The sequence below is a fragment of the Paenibacillus cellulositrophicus genome (assembly GCF_009363095.1).
Classification (GTDB): domain Bacteria; phylum Bacillota; class Bacilli; order Paenibacillales; family Paenibacillaceae; genus Paenibacillus_AQ; species Paenibacillus_AQ favisporus.
In genome coordinates this window covers 2,709,266-2,735,333 of the sequence record NZ_CP045295.1, presented here as the reverse complement: position 1 = coordinate 2,735,333, position 26,068 = coordinate 2,709,266, and the positions used below count along the sequence as shown (strand labels likewise).

The following is a 26,068-nucleotide window of genomic DNA, read 5'->3' as shown; positions in this document are numbered from 1 at the left end:
GCCCATTTGAGAAAACGATAAAGCAAAAAATACGAAGTATTTATAAAATAGGAGGAATTAGCATGAATGATACAAAGAACCGTTACGTTACTGTACTCTGGGAGGCGAGAGCTAAAGCAGGGAGAGAAGCCGAGATGAAGGCATTCATGACTGCTGCTGTCACCCCGTCGCGCAACGACCTGGGCAACATTGACTACGAGGCTCACGAGGTAGAAGGCCAGCCCGGCACATTCATCATCTACGAGCGCTGGGAAAACCGGGATGCTCTCGATCGGCACCTGAACGCCCCCCGGATGCAGGAACTGGTGCCCCAGCTCTTAGAACTGATGGAGGGATCTATTGAGGAAGGGATCCGACTCCTGCAGCCGTTCCGCCCAGCGCAGTAAGAGCAACACCGAGGGGTTAAGGACTCTAGTGGAGGAGGCAAAACATTGGCAACAATCGATGATTTTACAGCACTAGATATTCGTGTCGGAACGATTAAGGAAGCGGAGTTTTTTGAAGAAGCAAAGGTCCCTGCGATAAAGCTTAAGATTGATTTTGGACCGGAGATCGGGATGAAATCCTCAAGTGCACAAATAACTAAGCGATACAAGGTTGAGGAAATTGTAGGGAAGCAAATTATAGGGATCGTCAATTTTCCTCCTCGGCGCATTGCGGGATTCAAATCGGAAGTATTAGTGTTGGGAGGAGTTCCGGAAAAAGGAGATGTTATTCTATTAAAGCCGGATACTGAAATGCCTAATGGTACGCCTATTGCGTAAAAATAAGGATCTACCTAAATTGTTTTCATCAAAGGAATAATGCTTGGAAATAAAGGAATTTAAATTTTAAAAGCGTTAGCTTTAGGAGGTATACATGGATCTTAAATTAGCCAACAAAGTAGCTGTCGTTACCGGGGCAAGTAAAGGAATTGGACTCGCTATCGTTCGAAAATTTATCGAGGAAGGGGCAAGTGTCGTCGCGGTAAGTCGGACTTTAACGGAGGAATTGGCTGATCTTGTTGAAAAAAAATCAGTCAAACATCTACCTATTGATGTCAATATGGAACGCAATACCGTTGAACTTTCTAAAAAACTCGGTGGAGTGTTCGGCAGAGTCGACATTTTAATCAATAGTATCGGGGCGGTTGACAAGAGAAGAGGAGAAGGTTTTTTGGCTACGCCAAATGAGGAATGGGAACAACTTTATGATTTAAACCTGTTTAGCGTTGTTCGTTTTACTCAAGCAGCATTACCGCATATCCTAAAGAACAATGAGGGTGCAATTGTAAATATCTCTTCAGTCAATGCACGGATGCCCGAATTGTTATTGCCTATTTATGGCACCACCAAAGCGGCACTTAATAATTTGACGAAAATGCTGGCTGGTGAGTTTGGACCTCGTCATATTAGAGTTAACTCGATCTCACCTGGACCGGTAGTAACCCCTTTGTGGCAAGACCCTGAAAACGGAATGGCCAAAACAATCGGTTCAGTTGCAGCAATGGATTCCGAAAAAGTTTTTGAAGAGCTACCTAAAATGGCTGGTATAACATTGGGGAAATTTGCAGAAGCCGAAGATATTGCGAACCTTGCAGTTTTCCTTGCTTCGGAGCGAGCTTCAATGATTACCGGAGCGGATTATGTTATTGATGGAAATATGATTAAAACGATTTAAACCGAAATGGTTCGATAAAATTAAATTTGAACTTCTAAACTGGGCTCTTTATTTACTGATACCTTCTGATGCCAGCATAAACGGAGTTACAATGCTAAAATGGCTTCAGGCATTAAGCTAACGGGTAGGATAACATAATAATCTCCGCGAATATAAGCTAAAAAGATCTGAGTCAGTGAAGGGAGTTTTATGGAAAACGGAAAGCGACCATTTGTCATTGCTATTGCAGCTGTGTCTGGTGGGGGGAAGACAACAATTACTACCCAACTTAATGACACACTACATAATTCAAAATGTCTGTACTTTGATGAATATGATTTCGAGGGACCTGAAGATATTATCAACTGGGTTGATAATGGTGCAAATTATGATGAGTGGAACTTAATTCCTTTAATTAGAGATTTGCATTCCTTGTTTACCGAGTCATTAGATTATATTGTAATAGACTTTCCTTTTGCATATAAACACAATGATACTAAAAACTTAATTGACCTGGCTGTTTTTATTGATACTCCTCTGGATGTTGCAATGGCTCGTCGAGTAATTAGAGATTATCAGGGTTCTACCATGGAAGATATAATTGCGGAAATGAGAAATTATATTCTTCATGGAAGACGTGGTTACATTGAGATGCTGAATTCGATAAAACCAAATAGTGATATTATTGTAGATGGGACATTAACTCCAGCCGAGATTATAAGCGTTATCATCGAGAAAATAAATACTAACAGGTTGCTAAGCTAACGTAGAAAGACAGCTCAATAAATAAACTAAAACACGGCTGCCGGCATGGATTGGCAGCCGTGTTAAGCTAACGGCCTAAAGCGCTTCGGGGCTACCGACTTCTCACAGGCCAGTTATCGAATCGAGACTTTGATTGAACTAAAGGACATGATCCTGAAAGTAACCTGAGAGAGCATTGGCCACTGTGTCCCGTACTCACTTTAAAAGTGAAAGCAGTGCGGGCTGTGAGGGAGGCGCGGACTCACTTAATGCCTGTGGAACGTGGAGCTCGGCAGCTGGGTACCACGCGACATGGACGCTTGGTTAAAGTGTGACCGTAGCGAAAAACAGGTACTATGTATTCAAGCCATATAGACAATTAGGAAAGAACAAAATTTACCTTTGTGGATCAACACAAAAAGGACAGGCCCGCCTGTCCTTTCTTAATTGATATGAGATATATGCGTGATAAATCTACGGTTCAATCAAAGGTTACAGACCGACTCTCAAGGCGCCCTGCATCTTGACGAATATTTGCTTCAGGCACTCTATTTGACCGCGCTGCCTGTAAGCGGCACTAATTATTCCCCTATTACGGGTGCTATGCCAGCAGCAACGACCACCAGAACTTCTCGCGCCATGTCTTCCGCCGATCGATATTCCGGATGTCTGCTCCACTCCAGGGCTGATCCAAATATGCCCCAGCTTGCAATCCGGGCGGCGGTCTCCACCGTCTCTCGTGAAACGGATGGTTCCGATTGTTCACTTAACCAGGTGAATAAAAGGTCATACAGTTCCTTTTGCATCGCGACTTCAAACAAAGGTTCATACTGACGATCAGCTAAAGTCATATACGGACGAGTACAGAAAAGAAAATCAAAAACGATTAAAATAAGCGTTCGCAGGCTCCCTATATCGGATAAAGCAGCATTAGGCAGCTCATCCTTCAGCTTCTCTAGAAATTTTTCCCGCATCCAGCTCTCAAGAAATGCGAATTTGTCTTCAAAATGCGCATAGAACGTAGAGCGATTTACGGTCGCGTAAGACGTAATATCTTGTACGGTAATAGAAGTGACATTCCTCTTCTGCTCAAGCAATTCCATAAAAGCTTGCATCAATAGTTGACGCGTCCGTTTCACACGGGGATCGTTTGTGTTAGTCAGCATGTCATGATCCACCCTCTCTCTCAGGATATATTGGTTATCATGCGTTTAGAAAAGCTAAAGGACAAATAAGTCTGTGTGTTGGATAACCCACAAAAACGGTTTTTTACTGGTTGTATAAGCCAAACCGCTTAGATAAGATTAGCACAGACAGTGTTGCTTTTACTACACTGTTGGGTCAATTTGTCGGTTCAAAGTAAAGGCTTCTTATCCAACATTTGACTGTTAGTTTAGCACATAAACCAAGGGAGGACGATGGAGATGGCAAACAATACTGGAAGTAAATACGCAGGCAAGAATGTAGTGATCACAGGAGGCAGCAGCGGGATCGGCCTCGTAACAGCACAGCTGCTGGCGGATGAAGGAGCGCGTGTTCTGATCACTGGTCGTAACCAGTCTAAGCTTGATACAGCTCGTGAAAAAATTGGCAGCAACGCGGTCGCAGTGCTGAGCGACGCCGCGTCTTTAACGGATATCGATAAATTGGCTGAACGGGTAAAGGCTGAGTTTGGAACGATCGATGCCTTGTTCATAAACGCCGGCATCACGCACTTTATCCCCTTCGAGTCGGTGACCGAGGAAGTGTACGACGAGTTATTTACAATCAACACCAAAGGCCCATACTTCACCGTGCAGAGACTGACCCCGTTGCTAAACGCAGGAAGCAGCGTGGTGTTCACCACCTCGATCGCGAACGCAGTGGGTATCCCGATGCTTAATGCTTATGGGGCCAGTAAAGCAGCGCTTCGCTCCATGACGCGCAGTCTGGCCCGTGAGCTGTTGCCGAAGCAGATTCGCGTCAACGCGGTCAGCCCAGGCCCTATCGACACCGGCATCATGGAGAAGTCGATGCCGAAGGAAGCTGCAGAACAGACCAAGGCACAGATGAGTCAGCAGATCCCCATGCTGCGTTTTGGTGACTCCATCGAGGTTGCCAAAGCAGCCGCATTCCTTGCGTTCGACGCGACTTACACAACCGGAGCGGAAATTCCCGTGGACGGAGGCGGCTCTCAGATCTAAGTTCGTGTCCAAGCTCGCAGCTGGATAAACATGTTGTACCTGATCAGAGCATGCCACTAGTTTTTGGATTGAACAGAGGAAGGAAGAAACCACATGACAACACCATGGACAGAAGACCACATGCCAGATCAGACCGGTCGAGTGGCCATTGTAACCGGATCAAACAGCGGGATTGGTTGGGAAGCGGCGCGGGTGCTAGCCACCAATGGGGCGACGGTCATTATGGCCTGCCGCAGTATCGCTAACGCCAACATGGCGGCTGACCAGATTAAAACACTTAAGCCGTCGGGCAAGGTCGTAGTCATGAAGCTCGATTTGGGTGATCTGGAGTCCGTCCACGCTTTTGCGGCAGCCTTTCGCCAGCACTATGATCGGCTGGATCTGCTGATCAACAACGCCGGCGTGGCGAAGCCGCCTTACGGGAAGACTGCGCAGGGCTTCGAGCTGCAGTTTGGGATCAATCACCTTGGGCACTTTGCGCTGACCGGTTTGATGCTGGATATGCTCGACGCGACGCCGGGCGCACGCATTGTGACCGTAAGCAGTTTGTCGCATCGCTCGGGAGTGATTCGCTTTGATGATCTGAACTGGGAGCGGAATTACCATCCAGCGCGCGCCTACGCTCAGAGCAAGCTGGCGAATCTGCTGTTCACCTATGAGTTGCAGCGCAGGCTTGTTGCAGCAGGCCAATCAACGCTGGCAGTAGCTTCGCATCCGGGCTGGTCAGCGACCAATGCGCTGCGGCATTCCAGCATGATGCGGAGCCTGAATCCGCTTTTCGCGCAGTCCCCGAAAATGGGTGTTTTGCCGACCCTGTATGCAGCCACTGCGCCAGGCGTCCGAGGTGGAGATTACTACGGGCCAACGAGTCTCGAATTGCGCGGCTACCCCAAGAAGGTCGTTTCGAGCGCGAGCTCGCATGACGAAGCCGTTGCGCGGCGGTTGTGGACGGTTTCCGAGGAGCTGACACAAGTGAAGTATACACTTATGTAAAAACACGATTTGCTAAAACAAACGGGAGGGGATATCCAATTGGAGAATTTAGATACGTCAAGCAAAGCTGTCAACAATCAGACGGCCAGCCCTGCTACTATGCGGGCGATCCGCCTCCACGACTACGGCGAACCGGCTGATGTCCTGCGCATGGAACAGGTCGAGATCCCTTCCCCAGGTCCGGGACGCATTCGTGTAACGGTGCGAGCTTGCGGACTGAATCCGGTTGACTGGGTCTTGTGCAAAGGGTTATATCCTGGTAAGCTGCCCCGCGGTATCGGGCTGGAAGTGTCCGGGATTGTGGATGCGGTCGGTGAGGGGGTTACCGATGTCGTTATCGGTGACGCCGTCCTGGGCTCCGCCGACTTTGTCGGCGCCCCGAGCGCCGGCGCAGCGGATCGGGCGATCATGGACTATTGGATCCGCATCCCTGCAGGACTCGAGTTCGTGCAAGCAGCGGCGCTTCCAATGGCGGTCACCATTGCATACAACCACCTTAAAGCACTTGGTGTTAAGTCGGGCCACACCCTGCTGGTGCACGGAGCAGGCACAATGATGGGCTTCGCTGCCGTCCAGATTGCCCTCATGGACGGTGCCAACGTGATCGCTACCGCCGGTGACACTTACGCCGACCGGCTCCGTTCGATGGGAGCGGCGGTGACCTCGTACGGTGACGGAATGGTCGGTCGGGTGACCGAGCTGGCCGGACAGCCGGTGGACCTGGTTCTGGACACTGCTCCGGTCAGCGGCATATTGCCCGACCTTATCCGGATCGCTGGTGGTGATCCCCGCCGTGTTCTAACCATCAGCGACTTCGGCGCAGCGGCCAAACTCGGCGTCCGCGCCAGCAGCGGAGAAGACCAGACCTTACGCTATGATGTTCTCGGCGAGTTCGCCCAGTATGCTGCAGAAGGCAAGTTCACCGTTCCGGTCGCCCAGACTTTCGCCCTTGAGGACTGGCGTAGAGCACTCGACATCAGCCAGAGCGGACATGCCCGTGGCAAACTGATCCTCCTGCCTGCCGGCGACTGATGTAGAGAAGATCGGGACCACACCTCTGGATCGGTTTATCGAATTCATGATTGATGGATATAGTCGGTGCACAAATGTCTGATGATGTACGAGGAGGTCTCGTTTGTAACCTGGTATCTGCAGGACCTAGTCTATGTACCGGTCGCCCGAGACCGTCAGAAGATGACCTTCTCGGGGGTCGCGGGCATGTAGGAATTGGCCGGGCGTGTGGTAGAGGGGCGAGAAGCTTACTGGCACAGAGGATTAGGCGAATGATATGGTGAATAAAGAACCGGACGGCCTTATTGGGGCTTTCCGGTTTTTTTGCGGCAAAATAAGTATGTGGGGAGTACCGCAGCCTTATTCAGGATTGTTGCTATCATTGAGAAAATAAACATGGGTGGGGGACAACTAATGGATCATAAAATTCCTTTGTTTATCGTAACAGGTGCAAGTGGGTCAGGGAAAACATATGTCATTAAGGAGCTACGGGGAATGATGCCTGACTTTGATATTTTTAACCCGGATGATCTTGTTGAATTTCTTGGGCATGATTGGGAGAAAATTCGAAATATTTGGCTTCGGGTTGCACGAAATATCGCTCAAAGTGGACGCATGACTATCCTATGCGGAACCATGATGCCTTGGGATATTGAAAAATGTGCGGACTATCCTTTTTTTAAGCATGTATATTATCTGAACCTACATTGTGATGAAGAAACTCGCGAGAAACGTCTACGTGAAAGGAATTGGTCAGAGGAAGAGATCCAAAACCACAAAAACTTTGCTAAACGATTGCTTGAAATTGCTGATGAGGTCTATGACCCGCCAATGCCTACTATTAATACAACGGATATGGATGTAACCGAAGTTGCTTCTCGGATAAAAGAGTGGGTTCTCCAATACGCTTGAAGTACGAAACGGACAGTTTAATTATATCTGTTAAGTACCATTTTGTCCCATCTGGAACTGGTATACAATAGGTTGTACTAGCCCAATTGAGGAGAGTGTGAACCTAATGATATACGGCAGTACAAAATGTGCATTTGAATATGCCCAACGTGGTGCCATTGATGAGTGGATTCAGTTATTTCTTAGAAATGACGGAGACAATGTTGCATTGGCAGACGGGTTATTGGAGAAGAAGAGATACTATATCGGTCCTGTCGTAACGGATATATCGGAGTTTGGAATTGAAGAGGGAGCTCCATCGTATCTGACTAAGGAGAATGATATAGCATGGTTTTTCCATGTCGTCGATAAAATGAAAATCGCCTATGGTGATTGGGACTTTCCGCCGCTAATCGTCTTTTATTCCGCTGGCAAATATGAAGTCGCTGATGGGCGTCACCGCAATGAAGCGTTTCGACAAATGAACATAAAACAAGTACCGGTTATTTTTTGGACCGATACTGAGGAAGATTTTCGTTATATGATCGAGCATACCTCATCTATGGGAATGAACCTTGGAGTGACTCGCTAACGGAGAACGATAGCTCTATAAGAAAGAAGAGACGGCAGCCGGTGAAGAGGCTGCTGTTTTCTTAGCTAACGGGCAGGACAGCGTAATCATATCGCGAATTATCAAGTACTTAGAACCTTGCTCAGTCATAATATACTCCAGTATACTTTGCGGTGTAACCGCGGATAAAACATTCTCGCTCCCCCAGCCGTCTATAAGAATAACAGGCTTCTTGGCCTATAGATCTTCCTGAAGGAAGGGACGATGAGATGAAAATGAAACAGTTCTATATGTTCACTCTGGCGGTGCTGCTCACCGTCGGAGTTCCCGGCTGGTCGGGCGGAACCTCGTGGGAGGCTGAGGCGGCAGCGTCAACAGCCGCCAATGTGTCACCTGCCGCCGAAAACGATATTGCGACCGTGCAGGCATCATCGGCGCAGCCGGCGGCCATTCAAGCGGATGCTGTCCAGCGGATCCAAATGAGTCACGCCGATCTGGCGTGGGTGCCGCTGTTCGCCTTGCGCGCAGCAGATCAAAGCGCTATTGCGAAGACGGCTAACTTCGTTAACCGGCTGCTTAAGAACGCAAAGCCGTCGACGGAGCAGTTGGTCGGAGAGGACGCCTTTTTCGCCACTAGTATAGATGTCATGCTAACCGACGGGACCGATATCTACTTGCAATTCAAGGATTCGAAGCACGTTCTCATCCATATCGGCGAAGATAAATATATCGCCCAGGATGCCACAGCCCTCAAAGAGTTTTACGAATTGCTGGCGGTATCCCCGCAGACCGATGTAAGCACGCTCAAGCCGACCATTGGACAGACGGTTCGTATTAAGGGCAATGACGCGAGTAACTATGAAGGAACGGTTCGGATCTTCATTGAGACATCCGGCTCATCCGGTGGCTATATGACAGGAAAGGGCGTGGATTATCCATCAAAAAGAGCACTGCTCGTCCATACCGCGCCTTACTCAGAAGCACGGTACGATTTTCAATTCACGATGCCGGCCTACGGCGAGGCGATTGACGGTACCTTCAAGCCGATCGCACCTGGCACTTATGACCTGTACATCGACACCGGCTCGAGAAGAACCATACGCAGCGTTATGGTCGCTCCCCCAGCTGCTCCTACGCTGGCCATTAACGGTGTCACGGTGAACGATCCGACGCTTGCGCCGATCGTCTCGAACGGCGTCATGCTGCTGCCGATGCGCGCGCTTGCGGAATCGTTCGGCTGGTATGTAAGATGGGACGCCGCGTATAAAGCCGCCTTCGTTTCAACACAGCCTGATACGCAGGGAAACAACCCAAGAAAAGGCGCAGCGTTGTCGCTATGGGTGAACGGCAAGAAGCTTACCGGTGCGAACGCCAAACCGGTGATTGTGAAGGGACGTGTTTATTTGCCGCTGCGCGCGACGGCGGAAGCGTTCGGTTTCAAGCTGACGTGGACGCCAAGCGTTCGCGGCGCGCTGCTCGTATTTAGGCCGCAGTTACTCGATGAAGGCGCGTATGCGGGAGAAGCGAAGAAGTTGGCCGCCGCGAAGCTGCTCAACGGCTATGTCAACGCCATGAATGGTCGCGACGCCGCTGCGCTCGGCCGGCTGTTCGTGAAGAACGGCACACCGGCGCAGTCGTTCGAGATTATCGGCCAGCGACTCATTACGGGCGTCCGCTCCGTGACGTTCGAAGACCGTCCCGGCGGCGCACTGCTGGCGTATGTGACGTTCAGTTACCTGTTCGATCAGCACGGCAATAAGTCGGGCACTCCAGGAATCGTGTTCATGCAGGAAAATGGCGAGTGGAAAATCTCGGACGTCGACTGAGGAAACAATAGTTCAAAACAACAAACAGCAGCCGGCAAGTAATTGGCTGCTGTTTTTGTTAAGCTAACGGGCAGGTTTACGTAACAAATTAGTTCTCCTTTCCGTTTTATAATATGTGAACTTCATTAATACTCAAGGGAGGGATTACAAATAAAAGGAATCCTCATCTGTTTATTCATGGTTATGTTTTTATCTGGATGTTTAAATAGCTCTTCTATTTTATTTACTGGTGAAAGTAAGAACTGGTCAGCAAACTATGTCGTTACTAACCTCAATGGTGAGAACCACGATTACACATTGACATTAACTTACAAAGGAGATAACCCTTCTGAAGTAGGTAAAGTCAAATATAAATTTTCTGTATCATCAGGGGGAGGAAGTGGAGAAACAGAATTATCAGGGCATAAAGAAATCACTCATAAATCTATTAGTAATGGTGCTGTTCCGCAGAAAGACGAAACAATCAATGTTACTGTCGAGTGGAAAGGTATTAAAGAAGAGCTACAGCTTTCACTAATGGGAAACGATAGTTGAATAAACAAACATTTGAAGAAGCTGCCGGCGCCGATCGGCAGCTTTATTAAGCTAACGGGCAGGATAGATATAACGATTAACGGGGAGAATGGGAAGCAAAAAAACGCAACCGTGAGATAATATCCAATGGAGGTTAACCCCTTGAAACGAATAGGACTTAGATTCTTAGCCTTGTTTTCGGTCTTCTTTGTCGGAAACCTTATTCTAAACGTGATATTTAAACCGGATGTGGATGTCGGTACTGCATTTTTAGTCTCATTTGGTGCCTCAACTGGCGTGGCTTTAGTTGAATATTACTTATTGAGAAAGAAACGTAAAGGCGATGATTAAGCTAACGGGAAACGTTTGTTTAATACATTCACACCTTCAAACTACCTGGAGGTTACCATGAAAACTAATGAAGCGATGACCACATTATTGCTTAAAACCAAACCTTCAGGGGGTAGTAATAACGATGAATACACCCACTTTGTTGAATGGGATGGCTGTATTTTGATCAGCAGTTTTGCAAGAGATTTACCGAGTAGTTTCGATAAAACAACTTACTCTGATCGTACTGATTGCGAAACGTCGATAAATCATTTGCACTTGGAGAACCTCTCTATAGCATTAGGTATAATTGACGTATGGGAAAAGACACTCCGCCGTAACTTCTCAGGGAGAGAATTTAATATTGTAGTTAGTTGTGAACTTGATGGAACAGAAGCTGATGCTCGTTTTTATCGGCTAAGACCGGATGAAGTTGCTTGGATGAATGAAGAAAATGATCTCGAGAATTATGAACATGAAGCAATACTACTTCTAAAGGTGCATTAAGCTAACGGGAAACGATAAATTAATGAAGACATTCGAAGGCAACAGGCCTTTGATCGGCTGCTAAAATAATCATAGTCATTTCAAAAGGGGCAATGAAATGTGAAATGGCACAGCTACATTGGAGGGGAGTTCCATGCTTATTTCCAAGATGAACCCAGCAGAATTAACTATAGATCAAATTACCAAAGTGGTGTTTGGTGATGGTAAGTACACCGATGACGGAACTGCGAATGGAGATTGCATATTTGTTTTTGGTGGGCCGTATTTATCAAGAGCGGTAAAGGCGGTTGAATTGTTTAAGAATGGTCGAGCCCCATATATTTTGTTTACTGGTGGGGATAAATTTGGACAAATAAATCCGCCAGAGGCAATTGTCCTGCAGGACGAGGCAAGAAGACTGGGCGTGCCTAATGAATCAATTTTAATAGAGACCAGTCTAATCATACGAAAGAAAATATACTGTGTTCACTCACTGTTCTTGATCGAGCAATCGGCCTAGAAAACATCAATCGGTTGTTGTTAGTTAGTTCGCCTGGGCACATGCCCTGATGATCGAGTTATAGGGCAGGCTAACAACTGGTGGCAGGATGAGCAGGAAGTTATCAGAGTCAGAGCTGAACTGCATAAAATCATCAACGGTGTGAAAGGGAAATATTTCGTGGACGACGAAGTGGAGTTAGATCGTTGATTATTTTGAAGTCACTTAAACGAGCGAGAATTTCACTAACGTAAATGTTAATGTAATAACTAAATAAAGAAGCAGTTTGCCGCCGGTAGCTGCTTCTTTTATTTATTAAGCTAACGGAAGATTAATTAGCAATCTGTAAGAAACAATCCGAACTGAAATGTCCTAAACTTAGTTTATGAAGACAACCCACCTGTGAACAGATTTAATATGAAAGGAATGAAAAGCAAAATGGGAAATCTTGTTGTGCACATGTTCATGACTTTGGATGGCGTAGTCCAATCTCCCGGGTCGCCTAATGAAGATCGTGAAGGCGGTTTCGGCTACGGCGGATGGCAGGAACCGTTTCGGGATCCGGTGACAGGACAACGGATCGCGGATGATTATGCGAGCCTCGACGCTATGCTAATCGGACGTAAAACGTATGAAATCTTTGCGTCGTACTGGCCGCAAGCGCCTGACACCAACCCGTTCACCAAGCTGATGAACGAGAAACCGAAGTATGTCGCATCCCGGACATTGACCAGCGTCGATTGGAATAATACAAAACTGCTCGACGCGGATGTGACTACAAGTGTGCCTTTGTTGAAGGAACGTTACGAGGAGGTGCATGTCGTCGGCAGCAGCGACCTGGTCCAGACATTATTGCGTCACGAGCTGATTGACCGAATGAACATCTGGCAGTTTCCAGTAATACTCGGAGAGGGAAAACGATTCTTCGGCGATGGAACGATACCGACGAATCTGGAATTACTTGAATCCAGAGCGTTCTCCAAAGGCACGGTTCTATTGCGCTACGCGCTTACGGGAAAACCGTCTTTTGGCACCATGGCGTGAGATGATACACAAAGGAGTGGGGTTATGAAATTTCTGCTCACATCTGCAGGCATCAATAATAACAGCATACAGGACGCGCTGGTTGACATGTTGGGCAAACCCATTGCCGAGTCTAGCGCCCTGTGCATCCCCACCGCGATGTACGGACACCCCTGGGTCGGCCCCGGCGTCAAAGCCTGGCAGTTCATCAGCGGGAATTCCGAGAATTCCATGGTCGAACTAGGCTGGAAGTCCGTCGGCGTGCTGGAGCTCACAGCGCTGCCAAGCATCGCCGAAGACCGCTGGGTGCCGCTGGTCCGGGAGACGGACGTACTGCTGGTGGCTGGCGGCGACGCCCTCTACCTGTGTCACTGGATGCGGCAATCCGGGCTGGCAGACCTCTTGCCGTCGCTGCACGCAGTCTATGTGGGAATGAGTGCGGGGAGCATGGTGATGGCCCCTAATATTGGGGAAGACTTCGTTGGCTGGACTCCACCCAACGGTGGCGATGAAACGCTGGAACTGGTTGATTTTTCCATGTTTCCGCACCTGGATCACGAGCTGCTGCCGGGAAACACGATGGCTGCTGCAGAGAAATGGGCCGCCGGGATGCAAGGGCCATCGTATGCGATGGATGACCAGACCGCCATCAAAGTGATTGACGGAGCAGTCGAAGTTGTCTCCGAAGGGCATTGGAAGCTATTTTCACCCTGATATGACTCCGCGGTTTACATATAATTGGTGGAGCCGTAGTGGTAATTATTACGGTAGGTTTAGAGGTGCATTAGTCGAAAGGGAATGTTGTTGATTACTTTATTCAACTAACGGAACACGATAGCTCAATCTGTAAGGAGCATTTCGCTACAGTGAAGTGCTCCTTACATGTTTTTGATGCGGAACGAAACAGCATTTTCTGGTCAGCAGTATGTGGGCGGACGAAATGTGGGATTAAGCGAATGTTTTTGTGATTTATTTCCAATCACTCACAACAAAACCGGTACAAGCGTCGTCAATACTAAAGAATGGAAAATAGTCTCTGAGGAGCGTGGACAACAGTTGATTAAAAAGATGGCTGTTACTCTTATATTTACGACGATGGTATTCAGTACAAACGTGGCGGAGCAATCTCAAGCTGCCAGTGCGACCGCTATGCAGGAGCAGACAGGCGATCAACTGTATCCGATTGAAGTTAACGGAAAATACGGTTTCATCAACGGCAAAGGCAAGGAGATTATCGAGGCGGTGTACGACGGATACGGATATTCAGGAGTATCCGGAGGGAAGGTGTATGTCGAGGACCATGCGGCTAAAAAGCAATATTACTTCAGTTCGGCGGGCAGCGAGCTGTTCGAATACAAGCTGAGAAGTGCCAGCGTTCTTTTTAATGACCGTGCGCTGTATACGACGCAGGTTCAGAATGCTGACGGAGGTACGTCGACACGGTACGGATATATAGACAGCCATGGCAAGGTGAGCATACAGCCCATCTACGCCAAGGCGTATAATTTCTCCGAAGGTCTGGCTCGGGTCAATGTGGGCAAAGCAGCGGGGTACATCAACACGGAGGGCGAGCTGGTCATTCCATACCGGTATAGCTCGACGTCCGATTTCTCCGAAGGTATGGCGGCCGTAATGCTTGCGTACGGCGGCAAATACGGCTATATCGACACCACCGGCAAGCTCCGCATTACACCCCGGTATGATCACGCCATGCCGTTTTCAAATGGGGCGGCAGTAGTTTACGTGAACGGAAAATACGGGTACATCGACAAAAACGGCAATTACCTGCTAACACCGCAGTTCAGCATGGCGCAGCCGTTCTCAGAAGGACTGGCTTTTGTCGAGCGTAATGGAGTCACCTTCTATATCAACAAGAAGGGTAACAAAGTCATCCAGGGCTTTAAAGCCGGAGGTTTGTTCAAGGGCGGCCTGGCTCCGGCCAGCCAGGGGCAGAGGTACGGCTATATCAATACATCCGGCCGTTTTGTGATCAAATCGGAATTCTATTGGGCTGATGATTTTAACGGCGAATTGGCTGTGATCAGTTTGCTCGTTCCGAATTCGTCCGAGGAAATCAGAGGGTATGTGAACCGCAGCGGAGCGATCGTCTGGCCGCCGGCTTCCGAACTTCCGAACGGAGTGACAAAACTACAGTAAGGCAGAACAACCGAGCTTCACGGAATGTATCGGAAAAAGAGCGCATTACAGCTAACTTATCGAAACTAACTTGCCGTTGGCGACTGCTTCATTTTTCGTTAAGTTAACGGACAGTATAGTTTAGTTATAAACGTACTTTCCAAAAAAGTGTGTGATAAACTGTTTGAATCACAAGCCTGACTATACTGTGGATGACTTTTTAAACGATGAAAAGCTCTTTTCTTTACTTCACATGAGTCCAGCAGAATTGAAACAAGAATTGGCGAAGGGACTTGAAGACGAAAGCCGTTAGTGAATGTAAAGTGTCCCCCTGTCAATTGTGTGTATGTTAATAGGTAAACAAATGAGCAGCGAACAAAATTTGTATTAGGAGGAGTATCTGCCATGCGCATAGAAACTCAAAATGTTGTTATAAGAACATTGGAAAAAAAAGATGCTAAAAGATTTTATTCAATTGCCAGGGAATCGGCTGTATACCGTTATATGCCAGATTGGGCTGATGGACGCGCACATCCGAAGGATTATTATGGATTGATTGATCAGTATCAAAAACAATCGGATAATACGGATATTTCCATTGGCCGTTCCTACGCGATTGCCTTGCCAAACACCGATGAGATGATTGGTAGCATAGGAGTGGGGCTTAAAGAGAAGCTAAATGAAATCGAACTGGGATATTTCATGTCGGAAAAACATCAAAGGAACGGATATACCAGAGAAGCGATAAGTGCCTTGGCAGAATGGTGCTTTGAGGTATCTGATGTTAAGTATTTAATCCTGACAATTAATTGTGCCAATGTTCCCTCGAACAAATTGGCTGAAAAATGTGGATTTAAATTGCTTGAAAGACGAACGCCTATAGGGGATAACCAATTTCATATGGAAAATGATAGTTACTTTTATTACAGAACCTACAGAAAATAAGCAATGGTCCACGGTCTCCGTGGACCATTTGCAATTGGATATTGTCTCAGGTGATCTGCAGCCATAAATGCTCGTTTTACGGATCGAATTAAAATTGCTCCAGGCTTTTGGACGAGCCTAGTCGCCAGAGGCGATTTGTAGACATTAAGCTAACGGGAAACGATAGTTGAATAAACAAACATTTGAAGAAGCTGCCGGTGCTGATCGGCAGCTTCATTACGCTAACGGGCAGGATAGTTTATTTATAAGTGATCTGTACATTTCACTTCAAAACAATTTGTAGCATAATTGATAAAACTAAGCTCCTGGAGGTTTTTTTATGTTACACATTGAAAAAGTGAATGCCGATCGGAAAGAAGTATTAAAAAATTTAATGACCTTATACCTTCATGATTTATCTGAATTTATTGAAAATATTGACCTGAATACTGAAAACGGATTGTTTGAATTTGATGTATTTGATTGGTTTTTTGAGAAAGAAGGATTAAACCCTTTTTTCATTAATCTAGACGAAAAACCCATAGGTTTTATTTTATTGCAAAGTGGTCCATATTCAAATCAAGAGTATGCTGATTATGTGCTGAACTCCTTCTTTATCCTAAAGAAGTACAGGAGGAAGGGAATCGGGAAATTAGCATGTCGTAAGTTTTTTGAGTTGTATCCAGGTCGTTATGCGATAAGTCAGGCACTAAGTAATATTCCGGCTATCCATTTTTGGAAAAGCGTCTATGAAGCGAATAGTTTAAATGTTTACGAAAAACCCGAAATTGAGGATGGAATAAAGGTTATATATCAATATTTCAAAACAAACTCTGATGATACATATTAAGTTAACGGGACACGATAGTGGGACAGCAGTTGCTTCGGCATTACCTCGACTATGTATTAACGGACTTATTAAGTGATTCAAAAATATAACTTCTTTCAAAACAGGAGCACTTTTATGTCAAAATACAGATTGAAACAAGCGGAACAAGAACTATTTGCAGTGTATCAGGTTATATATTCCGATGCCGATATTGAAATGTGGTACGACTGGAATTCCCGGCTCGATGATACAAAATTTACTGATCAATGTTTTTGGATCATGCGGGATGATGAAAGGATTGGGGGTGCAATTATCAACAATGGAACGGTTATGTATCCCTTTTTGATATCACCTCATGTAGACAGAAGCGTTTTTTGGAAAGCATTGTTTAGTTGTTGCAATGATATTGTACACATTAAAGGTGTCTTGCAAAAAGATATCGATATTTTGCTTACTTTCGCGTATCGATTAGATGTAATCCGGCAGGTTATGTGCTGTCCAACTGATACTGGCATAACTACGATACTGCCAAAAGGTTACTCTATGCATATTTTGAATGATTCTATTGATAGTGAAACCGTTGGCAAAGTTATTATGGAAGGATACAGCAGAGGGATTGACAACGAGATATTCGGTGCTACGAACGAGGCGGAGGTAATAAAAGATGCGATGCGTCTAATGCAGATTTATGCCCACAGGAATCTTTCCATTTGTGTGTTTGATGAAAAGGAACAAGAAATTGCAGGACTTTGTATTGCTGGTATTAGTGAAAACATGCCTTTAGGATTTGCCGAAATAGGTGAAATATGTGTCTTGCCTAAATACAGGAATAAGGGGCTCGCTGAAACTATGCTTAAGCACGTAAGGGCAAACGCTCACAAATATGCACAAGTTGTTAAACTTTGTGTTACAGTTGGCAATTATGCGGAGAACCTCTATAGAAAAAATGGTTTTTACCCAGGACCTAGATTTGCAAATATGAGCAAAAGATTAGTATAGTTCGTGACCCGGGGTTATATCAAAAGTTAACGGAGAACGTTTAGTCGAATTACGACAAGGAAGAAGCTGCCGGTACTGATCGGCAGCTTTATTAAGCTAACGGGCAGGATAGTAACCAGTACGAGGGAGTTGAGCCTTGAGTTTATGAGTGCTGAGACCATGGGAGATGTGAAACCCTTTGAAGTGCAACTCCGATGTGTAATGGGATTGGGATCGGCCCGGTTTTATGAAGGAGATTTGAAAAGTAAAGAAGAGGGCCTCCGCCCTCCGATGAAGCTTCAAATTCTTATATACGAGAGAAGTTAGTCAGATGAGCTTGTTTTTTGACGCGAATAAATAGGCGCTAATACCCGTGGCAACGGATAGATTCAGGGAATCCACGTCTGGGGTTTGTGCTATTTTCAATCCGGTTCCCACATGGCTAAATATTTCTTCGTCAAGACCAGTAGCTTCATTTCCGAAAACAAGGGTAAACAGCTCCGTTACAGGACAGGTCTCCGGTGTCAGTGTGGTTGCAGCACGAAGCATGAAAGAAAACAGGTCGTGCCGACCGAACTGGCTCCGATATGACTCGAAGCTGGGAAAGGAACAACATTGAATCCGGAATAATGCCCCCATAGAGGCACGGATGGTTTTGGGATGAAAATGATCTGCTCCGGGAGTAACGATCCCGAGATTGCCAAATCCCAAACCTGCGGTTATCCGGATAATGGTGCCGAGATTGCCCATATCCCCAGGATGGACGAGGAGAATATGAGGTTTATCGGAAGCAAGCCTATCTGAATATTTGGAAAACACCCCAAACACGAAGCAATTTTCTTTCCGATCGACCTTGGCAAAAGCCTTATCCTGCTGGACAACTGGAATATTCTGCTGCTTGCAGAGAATTTCAAGTACACTCCGATCCCGATAAGCAGAATGGATATAAACGACCTCTACGATCTCCGGCCGCGCCTGAATCATTTCAATAGTTGCGTATGCGCCAAGGGTATAGCTATAGTCCTGCTCTTTACGATATTGCTTTAATGAAAAATTTGTCATGCTTGTCATCGAAACCCGCTCCTTTATGAATTAATTTCATATAGGATGCAAAGTCTCTCTGGACCAACAGACTTAACTTAGGACGCCAATCTATTAGCTCCACACAAGGTCAGGGTCTGTTTGCCCTTAAGACTTTGCGTGGAGCGGATCGAGTGTTACACCAAAATGAATAGCCAAAGGATTCACCTTCTTTCTTAGTTTTCCTGATATTATATATCACTATCGCAACATAAGCACCTAATTAGAGGCAGGGTGCTGCGATAAAGTAAGGGTTATCGAAAATTAGATTCGTACGAAGAGGTGGCTGTCTGTTTCTGGCAGCCGCTGGTTAAGCTAACGGGCAGTGTAGTTCCAATTTTGTGATACTAGTTGAACTAACGTGCAGGATAACGCAAAATATAGATTTAGCAGGTTATATAGGACATCACGAGGAATATAAACGTATACACCGTAAATGTTGGAGTTGGTCAAATGGAGACGATGTTATCCGAAGAAATGATCCGAGATGACTTAATAAAAACTTTTCAGCGCCTTTTCGATTTGAATGTGCTGGAATCTACTGTAATAAGACGAGGTTGGCTAAACTTAAAATGGAAAGTTACAACTGATTCAGGTCAATTTCTACTTAAACAATACAACAAAAAAAGATATAAGTTGTATAATCCAGAGGAGCTATTGCTTGCATTCTCTCAACAGGTTAGATTATTTGACAAAGGTCTTGCGTGTCCCAATTTGTTATCACACAATAAAAGTATATTACTTGAATCTGATAACGGAGAACTCTTCACGGTGATGGAATATTGCCAGGGTAAACTAATTCCACCAGGTAAAGCTAATGTACATCAAATATACGATTTAGGTCGAGAAACAGGAAAAATGCATCGATTATTAAACGATGGGACACTTAGTATTAAAAATAATCCACAATTTATCCCTCCAAGGCGTGAGGAACGCTTAGCACATTGGAACTCAGTTTGGGAACAGACAAAGGAAGCTGGTAAAACTGAGTTGCTTTCTGATATAGAAACTCAACGAAGGGCAACTGAAGATATAGATATAGAAATACTCGAATTACTTCAATCAGGGTGGGCTCATCGTGACCTTTGGGTCGATAATCTTTTATTTAATGATAGTCGATTAACTGCAATCCTTGATTTTGATCGGCTAAAATATGACTATCCGCAGCTAGATGTTGCTCGTGCTGTTATATCATGTGCGTTAGATGATAATTTAGATGTCTCCCTTGCCTCAGCATTTATGGAAGGGTACAGCGAAGAACATACCGTAGTAAAGGGTTACTTAACAAACTCATTAAAGTTGTTGTGGTATATGGAAAGCACCTGGTGGATAAATGCTAACATGGATGAACATAGTATACCTCCCGCTCGCTTCGCAAAGGAAATGATTTGGCTTGCTGAAAATCAAAAAAATATGTCCGATTTGTTAGGAAATATTTAGATAATGCCAAACAATGATATGAAATAATGTAAATGATTAATCATTTTCTGTTAAGCTAACAGGAAACGATAGTTGAATAAACAACATTTGAAGAAGCTGCCGGCGCAGCTTTATTAAGCTAACGGGCAGTTATGCCGAATACAGAAGCTGAGGTTAATGGTAAAATTTGTCATTGTGATGATCCTCATTGATAAGTTATACAAAGGGAAGCAGAACAATTAGTTGTCAGTTGCCATAACCCTTTATGTTACGCTATCAGGAGACATTTGTTTAAGATGGCAGCTGGCATGACGGTCAGCTGCGATAAGCTTTGATTGTAAAACGTAAGCACGATATATCCTTGCATAAATGCTTGCAACCGCCTCTCATATTAGGACGTAAAAGGGATAAAGCAGAAAGGATGAGCGCATATTTCTACCCGTGCGGTTTTATTCCGAAAAATGATAACACCTAGTTCTATTTTCTTCGTCTCCGTGCTCCTCGTGTCCGTCTTGACGGGCTTCTTTTCTAGACCCTATTTCACGGACCGCGTTTTCTACCTGAATGAGGATACATACAAATTCTCAAGGGAGCAAGACAGTCTAGTCACCTATCATAGCAGTACAGCCGGTCCCATCCAAGTACGCACCGACGACGAGTTGCACCGCACTTTGATCATCGGCGAGCAGTCCTATGCGATTGCGGATAAAAGCGTCCCTTACTCGACCAAGTTCCGCGTGACCTATCCGAACGGCCATGTCTACAGCGTCGAGGATAATAACGGCATGCTCTTGAGCTACGATGACAAAGGCAATATCGTCATGGTTATTCAGACGTACGTCAACGGCGAGCGGATCAAGGAGGAAGGGGAAGAAGATTTTCCGCCGTCGACGCTCGTAAGCGCGGCTTACTCCAATTATCATGTCAAACGAGGCATGCCAGGGTTTCTGGTTCTTGCCCTCGGCTTGTTGATCTTTGGTTGGTGCAGCTTCCGGTACCAAGCCTTCCAGAATTTAATGTTCCGTCTATCTCCACAGCGGCTCATGTACGAGAACCCCGAACCGAGTGACTTCTATTATTTCATTAGCAAGGTCGGCGGCATTGTCGTGATGATCGGTTCGATTTTCGTCGCTTTCAAAGCTTATTAGGCGCATGTGGACCGTTGCGCCGACAGCCGCCCATCCACCGAGCGGTGTATGGGCGGCTATTGACGAACCAGGCGGCGAGTGGTAAAGATCATCGGAGGACATTGGCTCCTGGATATAAACCGAATGGAAGAGTTGAGGAAACACTTTTTCTACGGAGGACAAGATAAATAGCTAGTTCATTGCGCTAACAGGAACCGATAGTTCAAAATAAAGGAGCAGAATGCCGTGTGCCGGCAGCTGCTCCTTTTTTTAATTAAAGTAAACGGGCAGCATAGAATATGCGGAGCACATCGCCGGCACGATGATCATTATCATCATGTCCACACCATACAAAATGTTGTCTCGTTCGTTCAAAGAATGATATCGTTTCGGCGTTTATCATATCAGATAACACGATCAACATTCATTTTCTCGTTAGTAGATATTCACGACGTATGATGACTAAGAAAGGCGTGATGATAGCAATGAAAAAAATCTATGTGGTAAACAAAACCCATTTGGACATTGGTTTTACCGATTTGGCAGAAAATGTCCTGCACAAGTATTGCCATGATTACATTCAAAACGCAATCACTTTAGCTGAAGACTTAAGAAAAGAGGGCAAAGACTTTGTTTGGACAACAGGCAGCTTTATTATTGAATATTACTTCAAAAACATGGATGAAGAAGCTTGTAAAAAGCTGGACGACGCCATAAAGAAAGGTTACATACGCTGGCACGCCATCCCGTGTACGTTTGAATCGGAAGCGATGACACCGCAAACGTTACATTACATCATTTCCATCTCCAAAAAGTTAGATGCTCGTTATGGATACACAACAACAAGTGCAAAGATGACGGACGTCCCAGGACATACGATCGGGATTGTTGATGAGTTATATCGTCAAGGAGTAAAATTTCTACACATTGGTGTAAATGGCTCGAGCTCCATTCCAGAAGTTCCAGATACATTTCTATGGAAGCATGGCGAAAGTGAGATCATTGTGTCTTATTCAGACGACTATGGCGGCGTCATCGGAGTGGATTGCATGGATAACAAGCTGGCATTTATGCATACTCATGATAATAGTGGTCCAGGAACAAAAGAGAAAATTAACGCGTATTTGTCAAAAATGGCGAATGAGTATCCAGACTATGAGCTTGAAATGACCTCCATGGATCAGTTTGCCAATGAACTTTGGGAAGTACGTGACCAACTGCCAGTGATCACAGAGGAGATTGGGGACACATGGATTCACGGAACGATGTCTGATCCGAAAATCATTCGTGATTACCGGATTTTAACAAAATACATGTCTGATCACCAAATAGAAAATGATGATGCTAATTTCTATGCGATGTTAGTTCCAGAGCATACTTGGGGAATGGATATCAAACGCTATTTCAGTGACTATACGAATTATGAAAAGAAAGACTTCCAGCGAGCGCGCAGTTTAGACCAAATTACCGATGCTGATTTAACTTACGCGTACGGAATTGTTAAAGATGCAACGGTTGGCGAAATGAAATTCACTTATAATGAGTGGACGGATCGTTCGTACAAATTTTATGAGTCTTCATGGAAAGAGCAGCGCAAGAACGTTGATCGTGCAATCGCTTGTTTGGAGCCTGAAGATCAACATAACATTAAAAAACTGATCGAAGTTCCCTATCATATCTTTGATAACCAAGGGACTGAATGTGGTTTGGAAGAATTGATTTCGATAAATGGGTATCAAGTGATGTTTGCTAGCGATGGTTCTATCAACCACTTAGAGAAGGATGGAATCCTTTACTTTGATCAGGACAACAAACTCGGGGTTCTGAGCTATACCATTGCCGGGCAAAATGACTATGATAACCTGCGTTATAACTATTTGCGTGAATTGCAACATAATTGGTGGGCGATTGACTTCTTAAAGCCAGGAATGGAAATCCAAAAACGCATTCAATTGCATGAACATTTCACACCACATGTTATTAAATTAGTTAAGGACAATGATTCGATCATTGCCACTTTAAAATATAGCCAAAGAGCTGTGGAGGAATATGGTGCTCCAAGAGTGGTAAAGGTTAAATATCAATTTGGAGATAAAGTTGAAATTGCACTTTTATTACAGGATAAAGATGCCATTCGTTATCCGGAAATTTATTCTTTTGACATGACACCACGTTTGAATTCGCCGTACTTAACGAAGATTCGTAAAATCGATACCGTGATTTCACCTTTTGAAGTGGTAGGTCACGGAAATAAGCTGCAGCACATGATTGAAGAGTTAATTTACGATGGCAGCGATAAAAAAATCAATATTAAACCGATTGATGCCCCTCTGTTGGGAATCGGAACCAATAACAATCTAAGTTATAACAACAAATACCATCCAGACAACCATAAATTTACGTTTACACTTTTGAACACAACATGGGGAACGAATTTCACGATGTGGTATGAAGAAGATATTTTCGCTCGTTTTGAGTTAGCGCTGGGATAAAAAGTCTAAAAGAAAAGAAGACAACAGGATCCTCCTGTGTGTCTTCTTTTTGGTTTAGATGCAGAAATCAGGCACCCAGGAACATGTTCATGTCATCTTCCACATTGGTAATGCCGCCGATCCCGAAGTTATCCACGAGGACTTGGGCCACTTGGAGCGGCTTTGGTTGATTTTGAAACAAGGGACCTTGATGATTTGTTACGGTTCGTACGGAAAAAGTGTGACACCGAAACGAAGGAGAATGAAAGTGCAGACTTTGTGGGTTGTTTTTTAGCAGGGGGTTATTCATACTGAACAGAGGCACAATGAAACGAGAGTTATTTTTAAATAAAAGATAGCTTGGTTTGAAAATAGAGGAGGAACCATGTCCTGGAGTAAATTGAAGCAGCAGCTGGAGAGTTTTCTCAGTCCTGCGTTGGTTGGAAGGGTTGAATACCGTGCGACGGGTTATCGTTATCTACCTGATAAAGCAGGGCTTTGTTATATTTCGGTAGATAAAAAGGACGTCCTCCGAATGAACGATAAAGCGAGTCCAATAAGATGGTATCAGACGGAGCTGGAAATTAAGAATGATCACGATATCCAAATTCCGATCAGCGCTGAAGAAATGGAAGCGGTCAGAAAGGATACCCAGGGAAACGTTCCGGAGGATCGTCTAAAAGTCATTGCTAGAAACCGAAAAATAACAGGGTATGCCAAGGAGCTTATGACAGCTCAGGCTTCATTAAGTAAATCCAATTTTGTCGCGCTAGCTAATCAATTTTTATCTACTTCTATAGAAGAAAACATCGAGAGCAAAGATATTTTATTGAATATTCTAGCCTTGGTAGACAGACGCGTTGGGAAAAAGCGGATTTTGAACATGTCCGAGAAAATGAAGTTAAAGCATCCTGTTGTGCAGTATTTTTATGAGCTGCGGCGCAGCACATGTTGAGAATCTATACCTTTCGTTGTTGACGAAAACCCCGTCTATATCGATTGAACTAGAGTTGTGCATCGGATCTTCCTTGTTGTAGCGTCCGATCGCGGCCTATAACATGGCTTTAGTTCATTCTGTATAGCGAAGGGTTTTTGTTTCGTTTATACTGATATAGCCAATTTTACTTTCTAGGAGTTGTCTGACGAACTATGAACAAGAAAGAAATCGCGCACATCCGCAAGCAGTTTAAGATGGATAATGAATTGATGAAGATTTTCGATATTCTGAACGTGTACATTATGAAAGAAACGAACGAGGTTTATCACTGGGAGCGGAATCCCTTTGAGTTAGTGGACCGGGAGAAGCAGGAGCTGTACATGGGCAATTTCAAAAAGCTGCTGACCGGTGAATTGGATCATAAGCTGTTCGAGCTCAAGTTTCAGGAGGAAGCGGAGGATCCGTCGAAGGTGCTGCTTCACCAAGCGATCCAGACGGGAGATCCGGAGGAGTGGCAGGATCTGATGATGCTGCTCGTGAACAAAATGTTGGCGGACACGACGTATGAACGGGATACGGTCATTACGTTCGTACGCGGACAATACTACCGGCCGACCAAGGCGAGGAATGATGCAGCAGAGGAGACCGTGAACGACGAAGTGTTCGGACATCCGTTCATTCTATGCAGCGTGAACTCGACGGAAAAGCAGCGGAAGGCGCTCTTGTTCGACTATGTGGAGAGAGAGTTTAAGTACAATGTCATTGTCGATCCGATCATCAAGCTCAGCACACCGGAGCAAGGGTTCTTCTATCCCAGCGTGACGGACAATTATTCCGACGTAAACCGGGTTCTCTATGCTACGGGGAAATCGAATGATCCGAATGAGCGTTTTATCTCGGATGTGTTGAATGCGGAACGGTCTGTGACGGCCATGGAGGAGCGAGAGATCTTTGAAGACATCGTGAAGGAAGTGGCGGGTGAACAGCTGGACTCCGCCACGATCGCACATGTGTACGAGGAGATCCACCAAGTGATTGAATCCCACCAGGATGAGGAAGAACCGGCGAAGCTGGATTATACCGATGTGGAACGCGTGCTGACCGCAAGCGGCGTAGATAACGTGACGAAGGAAGCCGTGGAACGGGCCTTTGAGACGATCGTTGACGATAAGAACTATGAACTGAAGGCGAACAGCGTAATCCCGAAATTCTCGTCCAAATCGATCAAGATCGATACCAAGGTAGCCACGATTACGATCAGTCCACAGGATTTAAGGTACATTAAACAGGTGAGCTTTCAGGGCAAACGCTGCATTATGATTGAGGTTGATGAAGATGCTGTTATTGAGGGCTTTACGCTCACGACAGAGACTTTGTTGGAAAAGGCGGATTGAAGATAAAACGGCGTTTGAATTGGAGTTTGCATACGGCGCACCAGTAGTTTAGGGAGATGCTCCTC

27 protein-coding genes are annotated in these 26,068 nt (G+C 45.4%); 25 read left to right on the top strand and 2 right to left on the bottom strand.

Going from position 1 to position 26,068, the window contains the following annotated elements:
* Nucleotides 1–62 precede the first annotated feature (62 nt).
* The 4 genes from GCU45_RS12335 (at nt 63) to GCU45_RS12320 (ending at nt 2,403) form a co-directional block, all read left to right on the top strand.
* Nucleotides 63–386, top strand: coding sequence for a putative quinol monooxygenase (locus GCU45_RS12335; RefSeq protein WP_076176551.1), 324 nt, complete (start codon nt 63–65; stop codon nt 384–386).
* Nucleotides 387–431: 45 nt separating this feature from the next.
* A complete protein-coding gene (gene csaA, locus GCU45_RS12330; RefSeq protein ID WP_076176553.1) occupies nt 432–764 on the top strand; it encodes a chaperone CsaA in 333 nt (110 codons plus the stop codon).
* Between the two features lie 94 nt (nt 765–858).
* Nucleotides 859–1,659 (top strand): SDR family NAD(P)-dependent oxidoreductase, encoded by an 801-nt coding sequence (locus GCU45_RS12325; RefSeq protein WP_152399166.1) that lies wholly within the window; start codon nt 859–861, stop codon nt 1,657–1,659.
* Nucleotides 1,660–1,848: 189 nt separating this feature from the next.
* Nucleotides 1,849–2,403 carry a nucleoside/nucleotide kinase family protein gene (locus tag GCU45_RS12320; protein WP_152399165.1) on the top strand — a complete coding sequence of 185 codons (555 nt, stop codon included), beginning with the start codon at nt 1,849–1,851 and terminating at the stop codon, nt 2,401–2,403.
* Nucleotides 2,404–2,963: 560 nt separating this feature from the next.
* Here GCU45_RS12320 and GCU45_RS12310 read toward each other — a convergent pair.
* Complete coding sequence (locus tag GCU45_RS12310; protein ID WP_076176557.1) at nt 2,964–3,548, bottom strand: TetR/AcrR family transcriptional regulator; 585 nt, start codon at nt 3,546–3,548, stop codon at nt 2,964–2,966.
* Between the two features lie 258 nt (nt 3,549–3,806).
* Here GCU45_RS12310 and GCU45_RS12305 point away from each other — a divergent pair, with 258 nt between their 5' ends.
* From GCU45_RS12305 to GCU45_RS12230, 16 genes are all read left to right on the top strand, one after another.
* A complete protein-coding gene (locus GCU45_RS12305) occupies nt 3,807–4,565 on the top strand; it encodes an SDR family oxidoreductase (protein WP_152399164.1) in 759 nt (252 codons plus the stop codon).
* Nucleotides 4,566–4,658: 93 nt separating this feature from the next.
* Nucleotides 4,659–5,558, top strand: a complete 900-nt coding sequence (locus GCU45_RS12300; protein ID WP_152399163.1) for an oxidoreductase — start codon at nt 4,659–4,661, stop codon at nt 5,556–5,558.
* 39 nt (nt 5,559–5,597) lie between these two features.
* Complete coding sequence (locus GCU45_RS12295; RefSeq protein ID WP_244364536.1) at nt 5,598–6,590, top strand: NADP-dependent oxidoreductase; 993 nt, start codon at nt 5,598–5,600, stop codon at nt 6,588–6,590.
* 393 nt (nt 6,591–6,983) lie between these two features.
* Nucleotides 6,984–7,481 carry an AAA family ATPase gene (locus GCU45_RS12290; RefSeq protein ID WP_152399162.1) on the top strand — a complete coding sequence of 166 codons (498 nt, stop codon included), beginning with the start codon at nt 6,984–6,986 and terminating at the stop codon, nt 7,479–7,481.
* A gap of 106 nt (nt 7,482–7,587) precedes the next feature.
* On the top strand, nt 7,588–8,052 hold the full coding sequence (locus GCU45_RS12285; RefSeq protein ID WP_152399161.1) for a ParB N-terminal domain-containing protein: 465 nt from the start codon (nt 7,588–7,590) through the stop codon (nt 8,050–8,052).
* A gap of 248 nt (nt 8,053–8,300) precedes the next feature.
* A complete protein-coding gene (locus GCU45_RS12280; protein WP_152399160.1) occupies nt 8,301–9,857 on the top strand; it encodes a copper amine oxidase N-terminal domain-containing protein in 1,557 nt (518 codons plus the stop codon).
* 177 nt (nt 9,858–10,034) lie between these two features.
* On the top strand, nt 10,035–10,391 hold the full coding sequence (locus GCU45_RS12275) for a hypothetical protein (RefSeq protein ID WP_152399159.1): 357 nt from the start codon (nt 10,035–10,037) through the stop codon (nt 10,389–10,391).
* A gap of 141 nt (nt 10,392–10,532) precedes the next feature.
* A complete protein-coding gene (locus tag GCU45_RS12270; RefSeq protein ID WP_152399158.1) occupies nt 10,533–10,721 on the top strand; it encodes a hypothetical protein in 189 nt (62 codons plus the stop codon).
* A 57-nt stretch (nt 10,722–10,778) separates the two neighbouring features.
* Nucleotides 10,779–11,207 (top strand): hypothetical protein, encoded by a 429-nt coding sequence (locus GCU45_RS12265; protein ID WP_152399157.1) that lies wholly within the window; start codon nt 10,779–10,781, stop codon nt 11,205–11,207.
* A 133-nt stretch (nt 11,208–11,340) separates the two neighbouring features.
* Nucleotides 11,341–11,706, top strand: coding sequence for a YdcF family protein (locus tag GCU45_RS12260; RefSeq protein ID WP_244364535.1), 366 nt, complete (start codon nt 11,341–11,343; stop codon nt 11,704–11,706).
* Nucleotides 11,707–12,123: 417 nt separating this feature from the next.
* The gene (locus GCU45_RS12255) at nt 12,124–12,729 is read left to right on the top strand and encodes a dihydrofolate reductase family protein (RefSeq protein ID WP_152399156.1); all 606 of its coding nucleotides are present in this window, start codon (nt 12,124–12,126) and stop codon (nt 12,727–12,729) included.
* Nucleotides 12,730–12,753: 24 nt separating this feature from the next.
* Complete coding sequence (locus GCU45_RS12250; protein WP_152399155.1) at nt 12,754–13,422, top strand: Type 1 glutamine amidotransferase-like domain-containing protein; 669 nt, start codon at nt 12,754–12,756, stop codon at nt 13,420–13,422.
* A 342-nt stretch (nt 13,423–13,764) separates the two neighbouring features.
* Nucleotides 13,765–14,865 (top strand): WG repeat-containing protein, encoded by a 1,101-nt coding sequence (locus GCU45_RS12245; protein ID WP_167527126.1) that lies wholly within the window; start codon nt 13,765–13,767, stop codon nt 14,863–14,865.
* Nucleotides 14,866–15,249: 384 nt separating this feature from the next.
* Nucleotides 15,250–15,789 carry a GNAT family N-acetyltransferase gene (locus GCU45_RS12240; protein WP_152399153.1) on the top strand — a complete coding sequence of 180 codons (540 nt, stop codon included), beginning with the start codon at nt 15,250–15,252 and terminating at the stop codon, nt 15,787–15,789.
* A 319-nt stretch (nt 15,790–16,108) separates the two neighbouring features.
* Nucleotides 16,109–16,618, top strand: a complete 510-nt coding sequence (locus tag GCU45_RS12235; protein ID WP_152399152.1) for a GNAT family N-acetyltransferase — start codon at nt 16,109–16,111, stop codon at nt 16,616–16,618.
* A gap of 114 nt (nt 16,619–16,732) precedes the next feature.
* Nucleotides 16,733–17,596, top strand: a complete 864-nt coding sequence (locus tag GCU45_RS12230; RefSeq protein ID WP_152399151.1) for a GNAT family N-acetyltransferase — start codon at nt 16,733–16,735, stop codon at nt 17,594–17,596.
* A 306-nt stretch (nt 17,597–17,902) separates the two neighbouring features.
* Here GCU45_RS12230 and GCU45_RS12225 read toward each other — a convergent pair whose 3' ends face one another.
* Nucleotides 17,903–18,646 carry a TrmH family RNA methyltransferase gene (locus tag GCU45_RS12225; protein WP_152399150.1) on the bottom strand — a complete coding sequence of 248 codons (744 nt, stop codon included), beginning with the start codon at nt 18,644–18,646 and terminating at the stop codon, nt 17,903–17,905.
* Nucleotides 18,647–19,108: 462 nt separating this feature from the next.
* Here GCU45_RS12225 and GCU45_RS12220 point away from each other — a divergent pair, with 462 nt between their 5' ends.
* The 5 genes from GCU45_RS12220 (at nt 19,109) to GCU45_RS12200 (ending at nt 26,003) form a co-directional block, all read left to right on the top strand.
* Complete coding sequence (locus tag GCU45_RS12220) at nt 19,109–20,095, top strand: phosphotransferase (RefSeq protein WP_145019101.1); 987 nt, start codon at nt 19,109–19,111, stop codon at nt 20,093–20,095.
* A 440-nt stretch (nt 20,096–20,535) separates the two neighbouring features.
* The gene (locus GCU45_RS12215) at nt 20,536–21,222 is read left to right on the top strand and encodes a DUF6199 family natural product biosynthesis protein (RefSeq protein WP_152399149.1); all 687 of its coding nucleotides are present in this window, start codon (nt 20,536–20,538) and stop codon (nt 21,220–21,222) included.
* A 434-nt stretch (nt 21,223–21,656) separates the two neighbouring features.
* Nucleotides 21,657–23,693, top strand: coding sequence for a DUF5054 domain-containing protein (locus tag GCU45_RS12210; protein ID WP_152399148.1), 2,037 nt, complete (start codon nt 21,657–21,659; stop codon nt 23,691–23,693).
* Nucleotides 23,694–24,057: 364 nt separating this feature from the next.
* Nucleotides 24,058–24,627, top strand: coding sequence for an SF0329 family protein (locus GCU45_RS12205; protein ID WP_152399147.1), 570 nt, complete (start codon nt 24,058–24,060; stop codon nt 24,625–24,627).
* A gap of 194 nt (nt 24,628–24,821) precedes the next feature.
* Complete coding sequence (locus GCU45_RS12200) at nt 24,822–26,003, top strand: DUF4317 domain-containing protein (RefSeq protein ID WP_152399146.1); 1,182 nt, start codon at nt 24,822–24,824, stop codon at nt 26,001–26,003.
* Nucleotides 26,004–26,068 lie beyond the last annotated feature (65 nt).